General features: G+C 66.4%; 13 protein-coding genes and 1 pseudogene. 6 read left to right on the top strand and 8 right to left on the bottom strand.

Annotation, left to right across the window (positions count from 1 at the left end; genetic code table 11):
* Positions 1–25: 25 nt before the first annotated feature.
* From FOZ70_RS00675 to FOZ70_RS00665, 3 genes are read left to right on the top strand one after another with little or no spacing between them, the layout of a single operon-like run.
* Positions 26–3,280 (top strand): efflux RND transporter permease subunit, encoded by a 3,255-nt coding sequence (locus FOZ70_RS00675; RefSeq protein WP_219704747.1) that lies wholly within the window; start codon positions 26–28, stop codon positions 3,278–3,280.
* Entirely contained in the window at positions 3,270–4,475 is a 1,206-nt protein-coding gene (locus FOZ70_RS00670) for an efflux RND transporter periplasmic adaptor subunit (protein ID WP_048027482.1), read from the top strand. The genes FOZ70_RS00675 and FOZ70_RS00670 overlap by 11 nt, the downstream gene beginning before the upstream one ends.
* Positions 4,468–5,934: an efflux transporter outer membrane subunit gene (locus FOZ70_RS00665; protein WP_104766052.1), complete on the top strand. Its 1,467-nt coding sequence runs from the start codon at positions 4,468–4,470 to the stop codon at positions 5,932–5,934. Before FOZ70_RS00670 ends, FOZ70_RS00665 begins: the two co-directional genes overlap by 8 nt.
* 79 nt (positions 5,935–6,013) lie before the next feature.
* Here FOZ70_RS00665 and FOZ70_RS00660 read toward each other — a convergent pair whose 3' ends face one another.
* Positions 6,014–7,189, bottom strand: a complete 1,176-nt coding sequence (locus FOZ70_RS00660) for a porin (protein WP_059621400.1) — start codon at positions 7,187–7,189, stop codon at positions 6,014–6,016.
* Between the two features lie 322 nt (positions 7,190–7,511).
* On the opposite strand from FOZ70_RS00660, the gene FOZ70_RS00655 reads away from it, so the two are divergent.
* The gene (locus FOZ70_RS00655) at positions 7,512–7,784 is read left to right on the top strand and encodes a DUF4148 domain-containing protein (protein ID WP_042975656.1); all 273 of its coding nucleotides are present in this window, start codon (positions 7,512–7,514) and stop codon (positions 7,782–7,784) included.
* A gap of 69 nt (positions 7,785–7,853) precedes the next feature.
* A complete protein-coding gene (locus FOZ70_RS00650) occupies positions 7,854–8,009 on the top strand; it encodes a hypothetical protein (RefSeq protein WP_162923038.1) in 156 nt (51 codons plus the stop codon).
* A gap of 68 nt (positions 8,010–8,077) precedes the next feature.
* Here FOZ70_RS00650 and FOZ70_RS00645 read toward each other — a convergent pair whose 3' ends face one another.
* From FOZ70_RS00645 to FOZ70_RS00630, 4 genes are all read right to left on the bottom strand, one after another.
* A complete protein-coding gene (locus FOZ70_RS00645; protein WP_059485489.1) occupies positions 8,078–8,761 on the bottom strand; it encodes a response regulator transcription factor in 684 nt (227 codons plus the stop codon).
* A gap of 58 nt (positions 8,762–8,819) precedes the next feature.
* Positions 8,820–10,151, bottom strand: coding sequence for a HAMP domain-containing sensor histidine kinase (locus FOZ70_RS00640; RefSeq protein ID WP_042975654.1), 1,332 nt, complete (start codon positions 10,149–10,151; stop codon positions 8,820–8,822).
* Between the two features lie 79 nt (positions 10,152–10,230).
* Positions 10,231–10,908: a response regulator transcription factor gene (locus FOZ70_RS00635; protein ID WP_021160456.1), complete on the bottom strand. Its 678-nt coding sequence runs from the start codon at positions 10,906–10,908 to the stop codon at positions 10,231–10,233.
* Positions 10,909–11,229: 321 nt separating this feature from the next.
* A complete protein-coding gene (locus FOZ70_RS00630; protein WP_219704746.1) occupies positions 11,230–11,439 on the bottom strand; it encodes a hypothetical protein in 210 nt (69 codons plus the stop codon).
* Positions 11,440–11,717: 278 nt separating this feature from the next.
* Between FOZ70_RS00630 and FOZ70_RS00625 the strand changes: the two genes are divergently transcribed.
* Entirely contained in the window at positions 11,718–12,023 is a 306-nt protein-coding gene (locus tag FOZ70_RS00625; RefSeq protein WP_059587291.1) for a DUF4148 domain-containing protein, read from the top strand.
* Here FOZ70_RS00625 and FOZ70_RS00620 read toward each other — a convergent pair.
* The 3 genes and pseudogenes from FOZ70_RS00620 to FOZ70_RS00610 all read right to left on the bottom strand — a co-directional run.
* On the bottom strand, positions 11,972–12,361 hold the full coding sequence (locus tag FOZ70_RS00620) for a hypothetical protein (protein WP_219704745.1): 390 nt from the start codon (positions 12,359–12,361) through the stop codon (positions 11,972–11,974). The two genes, FOZ70_RS00625 and FOZ70_RS00620, sit on opposite strands and share 52 nt — an antisense overlap.
* 13 nt (positions 12,362–12,374) lie before the next feature.
* Entirely contained in the window at positions 12,375–13,367 is a 993-nt protein-coding gene (locus tag FOZ70_RS00615) for a LysR substrate-binding domain-containing protein (protein WP_048027489.1), read from the bottom strand.
* 615 nt (positions 13,368–13,982) lie between these two features.
* Positions 13,983–14,090: pseudogene (locus tag FOZ70_RS00610) on the bottom strand (ferritin-like domain-containing protein); the annotation flags it as partial.

Here is a 14,090-nt window from a genome sequence, read left to right as displayed (position 1 = left end):
ACGCTTTTGAACGGAGCAGCACCCCATGCTGAAAATTGTCCGGCTCGCGCTCACCCGGCCCTACACGTTCGTCGTGCTGGCGCTGCTGATCCTGATCGCGGGTCCGCTCGCGGCACTCCGCACGCCCATCGACATCTTCCCGGATATCCGCATTCCGGTGATCAGCGTCGTCTGGAACTACGCCGGCCTGCAGCCGGACGACATGTCCGGACGCGTGATCACGTACTACGAGCGCACGCTCGGCACGACGGTCAACGATGTCCAGCATATCGAATCACAATCGTTCCGCGGCTACGGCATCGTGAAGATCTTCTTCCAGCCGACCGTCGATATCCGCACGGCGACCGCGCAGGTCACGTCGATCTCGCAGACCGTGCTCAAACAGATGCCGCCCGGCACCACGCCGCCGCAGATCCTCAACTACAACGCGTCGACCGTCCCCGTGCTGCAGATCGCGCTGACCAGCAACACGCTCGACGAACAGAAGCTGGCGGATTACGCGGTCAACTTCATTCGACCGCAGCTGCTGTCGGTGCCCGGTGTCGCGATTCCGACGCCGTACGGCGGCAAGTCGCGTGAAGTGCAGATCGACCTCGACCCGCAGGCGCTGCAGTCGAAAGGGCTGTCGGCGCAGGACGTCGCGCACGCGCTCGCGCAACAGAACCAGATCATCCCGGCCGGCACGCAGAAGATCGGCCGCTTCGAATACAACATCAAGCTCAACAACAGTCCGCTCTCGCTCGACGCGTTGAACGACCTGCCGATCAAGTCGGTCGACGGCACGACGATTTATATCCGTGACGTCGCGCATGTGCGTGACGGCTACCCGCCGCAGGGCAACATCGTGCGCGTGGACGGCCATCGCGCCGTGCTGATGAGCATCCTGAAGAACGGCTCGGCATCGACGCTCGACATCATCGCGGGCGTGAAGGCGAAGCTGCCGCTGGTCGAACAGACGCTGCCGCCTGGCCTGAAGCTCGTCACGATGGGCGACCAGTCGACCTTCGTGAACGGCGCCGTCAGCGGCGTGGCGCGGGAAGGCATCATCGCCGCCGCGCTGACCTCGCTGATGATCCTGCTGTTCCTCGGCTCGTGGCGCTCGACGCTGATCATCGCCGCGTCGATCCCGCTGGCCGTGCTCTCGGCGATCGCGCTGCTCGCGGCCACCGGCGAAACGCTCAACGTGATGACGCTCGGCGGCCTCGCGCTCGCGGTCGGGATTCTGGTCGACGATGCGACGGTGACGATCGAGAACGTGAACTGGCACCTCGAACAGGGCAAGGACACGCGCACCGCGATCGTCGACGGCGCGAAACAGATCGTGATGCCGGCGCTCGTCTCGCTGCTGTGCATCTGCATCGTGTTCGTGCCGATGCTGATGCTCGACGGCATCTCGCGCTTCCTGTTCGTGCCGATGGCGAAGGCGGTGATCTTCTCGATGATGTCGTCGTTCGTGCTGTCGCGCACCTTCGTGCCGATGCTCGCGCAATACCTGCTCAAGCCGCACGCGTCGGCCGGCCATGCGTCGGGCGAGCTCGCGGCGATCATGGATTCGCATGCGGGCCATGCCGGCGCGCACGACGTGCCGCCGTCGCGCAATCCGCTGGTGCGCTTCCAGCGTGCATTCGAGCGCCGCTTCGAGTCCGTGCGCGCGTCGTACCGGATCCTGCTGGGCCTCGCGCTCACGCGCCGCAAGCCGTTCGTCGCCGCGTTCCTGTGCGTGGTCGCCGCATCGTTCCTGCTCGTCCCGTGGCTCGGCCGCAACTTCTTCCCGACCATCGACTCGGGCGAGATCTCGCTGCACGTGCGTGCGCCGGTCGGTACGCGGGTCGAGGAAACCGCCGCCGAGTTCGACCGTATCGAAAACACGATTCGCGGCGTGATCCCGCCCGCGCAGTTGCGCAAGGTGATCGACAACATCGGCCTGCCGAACAGCGGGATCAACCTGACCTACAACAACAGCGGCACGCTCGGGCCGCAGGACGGCGACATCCTGATCTCGCTGTCGAAGGATCACGCACCGACGGCCGACTACGTGCGCGAGCTGCGCGAACGCCTGCCGCGCGCGTATCCGGGCACGACGTTCTCGTTCCTGCCGGCGGACATCGTCAGCCAGATCCTCAACTTCGGCGCACCGGCCCCGGTCGACCTGCAGGTGGCCGGCCCCAACCAGCAGGCCAACCTCGCTTATGCGCGGGAGCTGTACCGCAAGCTGCGCCTGATCGCCGGCGTGGCCGACCCGCGCATCCAGCAGGCCAGTACCTATCCGCAGTTCACGGTGGCGGTCGACCGGACGCGTGCCGACCAGCTCGGCATCACCGAGCAGGACGTGACGAACTCGGTGGTCGCGACGCTCGCCGGCACCAGCCAGGTCGACCCGACCTACTGGCTCAATCCGCGTAACGGCGTGTCCTATCCGATCGTCGCGCAGACGCCGCAGTACCGGATGACCACGCTGTCGGCGCTGCAGAACCTGCCTGTCACCGGCGCGAACGGCCAGTCGCAGCTGCTCGGCGGTCTCGCGACGATCACGCGCGGCGTCGGCAACGCGGTGGTGTCGCACTACAACATCGAACCGCTGTTCGACATCTACGCGACCACCCAGGGCCGCGACCTCGGCGCCGTCGCCGCCGACATCGGCAGCGTCGTCAAGGCCACCGCGAAGGACCTGCCCAAAGGCTCGACCGTCACGCTGCGCGGCCAGGTGCAGACCATGAACAGCGCGTTCACCGGCCTGCTGCTCGGGCTCGTGGGCGCAATCGTGCTGATCTACCTGCTGATCGTCGTGAACTTCCACTCGTGGGCCGATGCGTTCGTGATCGTCTCCGCGCTGCCGGCGGCGCTGGCCGGCATCGTCTGGATGCTGTTCACCACGCACACGCCGATGTCGGTGCCCGCGCTCACCGGCGCGATCCTGTGCATGGGCGTGGCCACCGCGAACGCGATCCTCGTCGTCAGCTTCGCGCGCGAGCGCCTCGCCGAAACCGGCAACGCGCTCGCCTCGGCGCTCGAAGCCGGCTTCACGCGCTTTCGGCCCGTGCTGATGACCGCGCTCGCGATGATCATCGGCATGGCGCCGATGGCGCTCGGCCTCGGCGACGGCGGCGAGCAGAACGCGCCGCTCGGCCGCGCCGTGATCGGCGGCCTCGCATGCGCGACGATCGCGACACTGTTCTTCGTTCCCGTCGTGTTCAGCCTCGTGCATCGGCGCGATGCGCTGAAACACGACGCACCCCGCGCTTCCTCCCCTTCCGCGTCCGGAGCTTCCCATGTCCACTGAGATCGAAATCAAGTCGCCGAAACGGCTGCCCAACCTCAAGCTCGTCGCCACGATCGCCGCGCTGGTCGCAGCCGGCATCGTGACGGCCGGCATCGCAGGCCGCGCGCACGCGAAACAGGAAATGACGACCTGGTCCGCCGACCAGGCCATACCGACCGTGGCCGCGTACACGCCGACGACCGGCGGCGACGGCGCCGCGCTCGTGCTGCCCGGCCACCTGTCCGCGTTCGAAAGCGCGCCGATCCATGCGCAGGTGTCGGGTTACCTGCATGCGTGGTACACCGATATCGGCGCGCACGTGAAGTCGGGCCAGCTGCTCGGCCTGATCGACACGCCCGAGCTCGACCAGCAGCTGCAGCAGGCGCGCGCCGACCTGCAGAGCTCGCTCGCCAACGAGAAGCTGGCCGCATCCACGGCCGCGCGCTGGACCAGGATGCTCGCGCAGGATTCGGTGTCGCAGCAGGAAACCGACGAGAAGACCAGCGACCTCGCCGCCAAGCAGGCGATCGTCGCGGCCAACGAGGCCAACGTGCGGCGTCTCGACGCGCTGGAGGCATTCAAGCGCATCGTCGCGCCGTTCGACGGCGTCGTCACCGCGCGCAAGACCGACATCGGCCAGCTGATCTCGGCCGGCGGCGGCACCGGCCCCGAACTGTTCGCCGTGTCCGACGTGCACCGGATGCGCGTCTACGTGAGCGTCCCGCAGAACGAGGCCGCCGCGATCCGCCCCGGCATGAGCGCGACGCTGACCGTGCCCGAGCATCCGGGCGAGACCTTCCATGCGACGCTCGCCGACACCGACGATTCGATCGCCGATTCGACCGGCACGCTGCTCGTGCAGCTGATGGTCGACAACCGCGACGGCAAGCTGATTCCGGGCGAATACACCGAGGTGCATTTCGCGCTGCCGGCCGGCAGCAGCCACGCGTTGACGATTCCGGCCAGCTCGCTGATCTTCCGCCAGGCCGGCCTGCAGGTCGCCGTGGTCGGCAAGGACGATCGCGCGGTGCTCAAGCCCGTCACGATCGCGACCGACCTCGGCACGCACGTGCAGATCGCGACCGGCCTCGCGCCCGACGATCGCGTGATCGACAACCCGCCCGACTCGCTGTCCGCGGGCGATCGCGTCCGGCTCGCGACGCCGGCCGGCACCGTCGCGGCGGCCGTGCGCGACACGGAGCGTGCGAATGGCTAACCCGCGTCGACTCTGCGCGATGCTCGCCGGCGTCGCGTTCCTCTCCGCCTGCTCGTTCGCGCCCGTCTATCACGCGCCGACCACCGCGCTGCCTGCCCGTTTCAAGGAAGCGGGCGGCTGGCAGCCGGCACAGCCGGCCGACCGCATCGCCCGCGACGGCTGGTGGAAGGCGTTCCGCGATCCGGTGCTCGACCGGCTCGAAGCGCGGGTGGCGACCGCCAACCCCGACGTGGCCGCCGCGGTGGCCCGCCACGACGAAGCCGGCGCGCTGTTCGATCAGGCGCGCGCAGGGCTGTTCCCGACCATCGGCCTCGGCGCGCAGGTCTCGAGCAACCGGCAATCGGCCACGCGCCCGCTGCGCGGCTCGAACCAGCCGAACGTGTACGGCTCGAACACCCTCGAGGCCGGCTTCGACTACGACCTCGACCTGTGGGGCAAGGTGCGCAACGAGGTCGCGGCCGGGCGCGCGAACGCGCAGGCCAGCGCCGACGATCTCGCATCGGTGCAGCTGAGCCTGCAGGCCAGCCTCGCGAACGCGTACTTCAACCTGCGCGGGCTCGACCAGCAGCAGCAGTTGCTGTCCGACACGATCGACACGTACCGGCGTGCGCTGAAACTCACGATGAGCCGGCACGCGGGCGGCATCGCATCCGATCTCGACGTCTCGCGCGCACAGACGCAGCTCGACTCGGCCCGCGCGTCGGCCGAGGACGTGCGGGCTCGGCGCGCGCTGTACGAGCACGCGATCGCGACGCTCACCGGCGTGCCGGCCTCGTCGTTCTCGCTCGCGCCGGACCTGAGCGTCGCGTATCTGCCCGCGATCCCGGCCGGCATTCCCGCCACGCTGCTGCAACGGCGGCCCGACGTCGCGGCCGCCGAACGCCGCATGGCGGCCGCCAACGCGCGGATCGGCGTGGTGCGCGCGGCGTTCTTCCCCGACATCACGCTCGGGCTGATCGGCGGATACCAGAGTTCGGGGCTCGGCCATTGGCTCAGCGCGCCGAACGAGATCTGGTCGATCGGGCCCAGCCTCGCGCTCACGCTGTTCGACGGCGGCCGCCGCCAGGCGCTCACGGCCCAGGCGCACGCGCAGCTGGCCGAGAACGGCGCGAAATACCGCGCGGTGGTACTCGACGCGTGCCAGCAGGTGGAAGACAACCTCGCGCTCACGCACCATCTCGGCGACGAAGCCGATCGCCAGCAGGAAGCGCTCGACGCGGCCGAACGCACGTTGCAGTTGTCGATGTCGCGCTATCGGGACGGCGTCGTCAGCTATCTCGACGTGGTGACCGCACAAACCACCGAGCTCGATACGAAGGTGGCGATGCTGGAACTGGATACGCGCCGGCAACTGGCGGCGGTGGGGTTGATCGCGGCACTGGGCGGAGGGTGGTCGGCCGACGACGCAGCGTCCGGCGCGAAAGCGCCGGTCGCGACGCCGGCGCGTTCGACGACCTGAGCCCGTTGCGGCACGTGGGGAGCGTGTCGCGTTTGGATGCACCCGTCATCGCGACGGGTGCTTTTTTTACGCGGGCCGATCAGAACTTGTGACGGATGCCGGCCGCGACCACCGCCTGGCGATCGTTGCCCGACGCGGCCAGATTGAAGATCCCCGCGTTGCCGAGCACCGCGACACCGTCCGCGCCCGTCACGCGCTGATACACGCCTTCGAGATAGAGATCGGTGCGGCGCGACAGCGCATAGTCGGCCTGCAGCATGAACTGGTTCCACTTCGGCGCGATGCTGCGGCCCGCATCGTCGAAGCGGCCCTGCGTGAACGTATACGAGCCGCCGAGCGAGAAGGCGGGCGTCAGGAAGTAGCGCCCGTTCAGTTCGTAGTTGCTGAAGGTCAGCAACTGGCCGTTCACGGTGCCGTACGCGCCGCCCTGCGACAGTTCGCGCGGGTCGTTCAGGATCGTTCTCGTATAGACGAAGCCGATCGTCGCATGATCGAACGCATAGTGCGCGCCGGCGCCGAACGTGCGCCAGCGGCCGCCCACGAGCATCGCATCGCCGTCCGAACTGCTGAGCGAGCCGCCGGTGTTCTGCGGCGCATTCACGCCGCCCGGCTGGTTCGATTGCAGGTAGGCAACGGCCAGGTCGACCGGGCCGTTCACATACTGCGCGCCGACGCTGTACGCGTTGTTGTTGCTGAACCCGCCGCCCTGGTTGCTGAAACCGTACGCCCCGCCGAACGTGAAGCCGCCATAGTCTGCACTGCGGAACTTCACCGCGTTGTTCATCCGCGTGTCGTTGGCGAGGTTGTCGTTGTCGTAAGGGTGATCGGCGATGTTGCCGCCGAATCCCGAGCCCGTCGCCGACAGCGGCGCGACGAAGTCCACCAGGAAATCGTATTGCCGGCCGAGCGTCACCGTGCCCCATTGGCGGCTCGCGAGGCCGACCCAGGCCTGACGGCCGAACTCGTCGCCGCCGTTGCCGAACTTGCCGTTCGCGACGTTGAAGCCGTTCTCGAGGGTGAACACGGCGGCCAGACCGCCGCCGAGATCCTCGTTGCCGCGCAGCCCCCAGCGCGACGTGCTGACGTTGCCGCTCTGCACGCCGTAAGCGGGCCCCGCGCCGGCCGCCGATTTCTGGTTGCTGATGTAGTCCAGGCCCGCGTCGATCGTGCCGTACAGCGTGACGCTGCTCTGCGCATGCGCCGCGCCCGCAAGCAGGCACGCAACCGCTGCCGGGATTGCCAGAAGTTTCTTCATGATGGTTTCGCTAGAGTGGATCGGTCTTCTCGCATCGCCGGCCGGTGTGGAACGGCCGATCCGTCCGCGATGCGATGGCGCACAATTTAGGCAGCGGGCATGACAGCGCCGTTATCGAAACGGCCCGAAAAATGAAACCTTCTTCATCCTCGCGATACGCCGCATTCATGTCCGTGCGGAACGCACCCGCGCATGAATTTCTTTTCACGTTGCGTATGCCGATCCGATAGCGCCGCTCCCCTATGCTTGTCCTCAACCCGATGCGCGGCATCGACTGGCCGCACCGGGGATGATCCAGTCAATCATCATGAGGATTCCGAACATGAAAACCACCACGATCGTCGCTTCCACGCTGCTCGCCGCGTGTGCCGCACTGTCCGTTCCCGCGTTCGCGCAGACGAGTACCCCGGCGACGCAGATGACGCCGGCCGCCACCAAGGACGGCGTGCCCGGCGCGCAGGCCGCCGGCCAGTGGGTGCCGCCGTACGGACAGCCGATCCACGAGAAGACGCGTGCCGAGGTCTACGCCGAACTCGTGCACGCCGAACAGGACGGGCAGATCAAGTACCTCGACTCCACGCTCTATTCGCATTGATGCGCACCGCCATGCGGCCGGGCGTGCCGCCCGGCGCGCGCCGCCCACCCCTCGCATCACCCGTCATTCATGAAGCTTCGTCCCTTGCTCGTTCGTTCCGCCCGTGTCGCGCTCGTCGCGATCGCGGCCGGCGTGATGCTGTCGGGCTGCGCCGGCGCGCAACCCGACGGCCCCGGCGATTGTGTCGGCCCGCCCGATTTCTGTGTGCCGTTCTTCGGCTCGTAAACGCACGACGGGCGCGCTGCCATCGGCAACGCGCCCGTTCGTACAGGGGGCCGGCCCGGGCCGCGCGGCTATGCGTCCGGCAGCGTCACCTGGTAGCCGTAGCGGCTCACCGTATCGATCCGGACATCGGGCAGATGCCGCGCGAGCTTGCGGCGCAGCCGCGACACCACGAGATTGACGCTCGACGGGTCGACATCGTCCTTGTCCTGCCACACATACCGGATCAACTGGTCGCGCGGCACCGGCGCGTTCGGGTGGCGCATCAGGCATTCGAGCAGCAGGCATTCGCGCCGCGTCACGGCGAGGCGCAGCTTGCCGTCCTTGAGTTCGCGCGCGAGCGTCTCCAGCATGGACACCGCCGCGACCGGGCCTTCCGTGTCGCGCGGCCCGGCCAGCCGCTGCAACGCCTGCAGGCGCTCGTGCAGCTCGATGAACGAATACGGCGCGCCGAAACACGCGTCGGCACCTGCGTGCAGCACGCGGATGCGTTCGCGCGCCGACGCCTGGCCGATCAGCACCACCAGTGCCGCGCCGCCGCCGTCGGCGACGAAACGCGGCAGCATCGCGATCAGCGCGGCATCGCTGCCCGGCTCGAACGCGGTCGCGACGATCGCGTCGAACGTCTCCTGCGACGCGAGGAACAACCCGTCGCGCAGATCGTCCGCACGCTGCAGGCTGTGCCCGCTCTCCTGCAGCGCCTTGTGCAGCCACGCCGCTTCCGGGTGCGGCGAAGTCACGAGCAGCACGCGCATCGTCAGCCCCCTTCGCGGCGGCAATGCGCGTGCACGTGCAGCCGGATCCGAACGACCGTCATCCGAGCGACCTCGGCCAGCATTCGATCGTCACGCGCGTGCCCGGCTCGGCATTGCCGATGCGCAGCGTGAAATCGTGCACGTTGACGACCGTCGACACGATGCTCAGGCCGAGCCCCGCCCCGGCGAGGTGCCCGGTGCGGCGGCTGCGGTAACGATGCTGCAGCACGGCCTCGCGCTCGTTCGGCGCGATACCCGGGCCGTTGTCGACCACGTCGATGCGCGGACCGGACGGCGTATCGTGAAGTTCGAGGCGCACGGTGTCGCCCGAGGTCGTGTACTTGAGCGCGTTGTCGAGCAGGTTCGTGAGCGCCTCGAACAGCAGCGCGCGATCGCCGTGAATCCGCGCGACCGGTTCGACCAGCACGACGAAATGGATGGCACGGCTGTCGGCGAGCGGCTCGAACAGTTGCCCGACGTCCGTGACGAGATCTTCCAGCGCGAGCTCGGCGAACCCGCCGCGCCGCTGCAGCGACCCGATTTCGGCGATGCGCAGCATCGCGCGAAACCGGCTGAGCAGCACGTCGGTCTCGTTGCGTGCGCGGGCGACGAGCGTCGCCAGCGCGGCATCGTCGAGCCCGTCCGCGCGCTCCGCCGCATGCGCAAGCAGCGTATGCACGTGCGCGAGCGGCGTACGCAGGTCGTGCGCGATGCCGTCGCAGACGCCCTTCACCTCGTTCATCAGGCGCTCGACCTCCTCGAGCATGTGATTGACCAGATGCGACAGCAGGTCGATCTCGTCGTGCCCGCCGATCGGCAGCCGCTGCCCGAGGTCGCCTTGCGCGATGCGCTGCGTGATGCGCCGGACCTCCTTCAGGCGCCGCATCTGCCGCACGCTGAGAATCAGGCCGCCGACGACGCCCGCGCCCAGGCAGAACAGGCCGCCGCCGACCAGCGCCTGGATGATCGCCGCGCGAATCCGCAGGATGTGCGTCAGGTCGCGCCCGAGCACCAGCACGTCGCCGTTGGCGCGCCGCTCCGCCATCGTGCGGACGACCGGCGGCACCTGGTCGCCCGCAATCGTCATCGTGTGGTCGAGCGTCACGCCGTTGCGATCCGGCCGGATGCCGTCGGGCATCGCCAGCACGTCGCCGGCGACATGCCTGCCGTCGGCCGTGAAAAGTCCGTAGTAGTTGGTGTGCATCCGCTCGTGCTCGATCCGGTGCTGGATGGCCGCGGCAAGCTGGCTGTCCTGGAGCGAATCGAAGTAGATCATCTGCCAGTCGATCACCACGTCGGTTTCGCGCTCCATGTCGTGCGTGATGATCGATGCGATGAAGCCGAGCAGCAGCATCACCGAAATGGAAAACGTCACCGCATAGACCGACACGAGCCGGAACGTGCTGGAATACCAGCGACGCTTCGGCGCCGGCGGGACATGATCCGTCGAGGACGTCAAGGTCGCGAACTCAGCCAAGGATGTAGCCCGCGCCGCGTACCGTCTGGATCATCTGCTTCGCATCGGGCGGATCGATCTTCTTGCGCAGCCGGCCCATGTGCACTTCGATCAGGTTGGTGCCGGGATCGAAGTGATAGCCCCATACGGCCTCGAACAGCATCGTGCGCGTGATGGTCTGGCCGGCATTGCGCATCATGTATTCGAGCACGCGGTATTCGGTCGGCAGCAGCGCGATTTCATCGCCGTCGCGAAACACCTTGCGCGAGATCAGGTCGAGCCTGAGCGGGCCGACGGTCAGCGTCGTGGCGAACGGCGCCGGCGCGGTCTGGCTCCGGCGCAGCAGGACCTCCAGGCGCGCCGCCATTTCCTCGGGATCGAACGGTTTGGTCAGGTAGTCGTCGCCGCCCGCACGCAGGCCGCGCACGCGTTCGTCGACATCGCCGAGCGCGCTCAGCATCAGCACCGGGGTGCGCACGCCGACGCTGCGCATCGTGGTCAGGATCGTGAGGCCGTCGACGACCGGCAGCATGCGGTCGAGCGTGATCACGTCGAACTCGTTGCCGAGCGCGCGGGCCATGCCGTCACGGCCGTTCGCCACCCATTCGACCGTGAAGCCGCGCCCTTGCAGCTCCCTGACTATTTCGTTCGCGGTGATCTCGTCGTCTTCGATCGTCAGTACGTGCGCCATGGCCGTACCGCTCCTGGCCAGCCTGTCGGGCAGGGCCGGCGTGTTACCGGGGGAAACTGATGATGCCATTTACGATTCTCGTCTTCAGCGAAGGGACGCACGCGCTTCGACACCCGAAGGGCGAGCGCGTTCGGATGGAGACTACACGCGCGCGTGTAAATCGTGCGCGTCGACTTCATGAAGAAAGTTTCATCTACGGCGGCAACGCCCGCCGGCGTTACCGGCGCGCGTTGCTGCGACAGGATGCCGCATGGCCCTTCGCTGTCGCGCACGGACGGTCGCGACCGATCGCTTAGAAAGGTATCGGTAAAGAATCGCGCATCAGCTTCGGTGCGGCTCCGCGCCCGGTTGGTCGACGCGATGCGAAGCGACGCGATGTGCCGCGTCCTCCACACGCTGCATGCGCTCGGCCTTCTCGTGCGCGAGCGTCACGTCGGCAATCGCGAGCCCCGTTCCCTGCACCTTCGCGAACGCCAGCAGCGGTGCGCACACCAGCGCGACGAGCGCGGCCATCCTGACGGTCTCTTTCATTGCTTTACCCCGATGCAGGCCGCGCCGTGCGCAGCGTCGATTGATCACGGGTTCGACGATACGCCCGCACGGCTAACCGTTCGGTCGCGCGTGCATGAAGGTTTCTTTAAGGTTCGATGCGTACGACGACGATCGCTTCCGCGCGCGGTCGGTCCGGATAAAACTAGTTTCATCTTCGCGCGGCCGTTTCGATAGTCCACGGTGCCTAACCTGTGTCGTGAGGTCGACGCTGGCAATCCACCGTACGGCCGGTTCCCAACGCTTCCCAGGAGTCGAAGATGAAACATCCCGCCCGTTACCTCGCCTGTTCCGCGCTGCTCGCGATGAGCTTCGCCGCGCATGCCGCACCGACGCTCACGCCGGCGCAATGCCACGACTATCCGTTCGTGCATACGCACGGCCCGGTCTCCCATCAGCAACTGATCAACGAGCTGAACGAACTGGAATCCGTCGGCTACAACCCATCGTCAGGCGACGAGAGCAGCTATCCGGACGATATCGATTCGGCGCAGGCGCGCCTGATGAACGAGTATCAGAAGGACTGCACGGGCGCAGCCAACACCGTCGCGTCGAACGGCAACTGACTCGCCACCGCCGAACGATCTCCGAGTTTGCGCGCGTGCCTCGCGGCCGCGCGCTTTTTTTCGTCGATGCCGCGCGCGCTGCGCGACCGTTTTTTTAACGACGGGCGGATCGCGACGGAAGGCAACGACGTGATCGTGAACGTCGCCGGACGTGCGGCGATCGGCACGATCGATTTCACCAGGTACCACGGGCTGCCGCGACCGCCCGTTGTCCCCCGTATGGCGAGCACACACGCGCTCGCGATCGGCTTCAGCGTGTCGGTGTCGCTGTTCGGTGGCACGGCGCCGCTCGTCACCGCATCGCGCGTCGATCGCACCGGCGTCGCGCGCGACGGCACGCCGCCTGCCGTCCTATCCGACGCGATACATCGGCAGCACGTTGCTGCCGGCCGCTTCCTGGCCCGACGCGAGCGGATGGCGCGCCTGTTCGAGCAGCCAGTTGGTCAGCACCGCGATGTCGAACTCGTTGCACGCATCCGGGTTCTGCACCAGCACGTAACTGCCCGATGCGACCGTGCAGTGCGCGAACAGCTCGACGAGCCGGCCTTGCTTCAGCAGCCCGTCCACCAGCGGCCGCCGCCCGATCGCGATGCCGTGCCCGTCGACCGCCGCCTGCACCAGCTGGTCGTACTGGCTGAAATGCAGCGCGCCGGCGGGCCGCAGGCGCGGCACGCCGAGTTCCTTCAGCAGATGGCTCCACCCGTGCCACGGCCATTCGCAGCGTGGATCGTCGAGATGCAGCAGCACGTGCTTTTCAAGGTCCTCCGGCTTCATCGACGCCGCATCGCCCGCCGTCGCCATCAGGCTCGGGCTGCAGACCGCCACGACGCGCTCGCGAAACAGCACGTCCGTATCGTCCGTCGACGTATACGGCCCCGCATATCGCACGGCCAGGTGCAAACGTTTGCGCTTAAGATCTTCAATTTCGCTCGTTGCCGATACGCGCACGTCGATGTCGGGGTAGCTTGCGCGGAACGAACCGAGGCGCGGAATCAGCCACAGCGCCGCGAACGATACGGTCGTCGACAACGAGATCGCGCGCTGTCCCACGCTCGACGACAGCTTGCCGATCACCGATTCCAGGTCGGACAACGCGAACGAGATCGCGTCGTACAGCTCCCGTCCCTTGTCGGTCAGCGTCAGGGATCGAATGTGCCGGTGAAAGAGCTCGATCCGGAGTTGCTCCTCGAGTGCCTTGACCTGCCGACTCACGGCAGATTGCGTGACGTTCAGTTCCTGCCCGGCGCGTGTAAAGCTCAAATGACGCGCCGCGCATTCGAAGCCTCTCAGGAAATCCAGCGAAGGCATACTTCTCAATCGTTTTGCCAATCTCACATTAGCCATACCGCCGCCTCAAAGTTGCACCCATCGACAGGCAAGTCGCCTTTCGTTCCCCTGAATCGTTTCTCCTATTTGGATTCTGAAGCGATTTTATATTGAAGGATGGATGCGGATCATTCTTATTTTCAATCGTGACACTTGTATTTATCTATCGATTTTAGCCACCACGGAAATTCTTACATTAAAATTATGAAGTAGTGATTTTGTAAATAAATATCCGAGTGGAATGATGCCGGGAACGGCCAGAAAATACCCGCAAAAACAGCGCATTGCGGGCAAAAAACGATGCCATGACGGGCATCCCGACGTCGCAACGGAATCACGCACCAGAGCCTACAATAAAATTTCAGTCGCCCGACATATTTATTAATTTGCCGCATTACGGAAAGAAAACACACCTCAACATACACGCGGAATACCATTTAAATCCGGAATTTCATGTTTATAAAAATATACTAAACGCATGAAATTGGATTGAACCATGCAATAACAGGAAATTGATGAACCAATTGTGTCCGGAAATGAATATCCCGCCGGCCGGATACGGCACGCCGTGCTCACCACGTCATCTTGCCGGCCGGAATCGGTTCCGCCCATGCTGGGCGGAACACGCATCCGCTATATGGCGTCCACCATGCCATCCGCCACACGGTTCGTCCGCGCGGTCACTTCGCGGCGATAGCGGTTCAGCTCCTGCGCGGTCGTGAACGTGCGCTCGAACAGGAT

The sequence above is a fragment of the Burkholderia sp. COPS genome, assembly GCF_019425585.1.
Taxonomy (GTDB): Bacteria; Pseudomonadota; Gammaproteobacteria; order Burkholderiales; family Burkholderiaceae; genus Burkholderia; species Burkholderia cepacia.
Note: the sequence above shows the minus strand (reverse complement) of the source record. Positions and strands in the feature narration are given on the sequence as shown.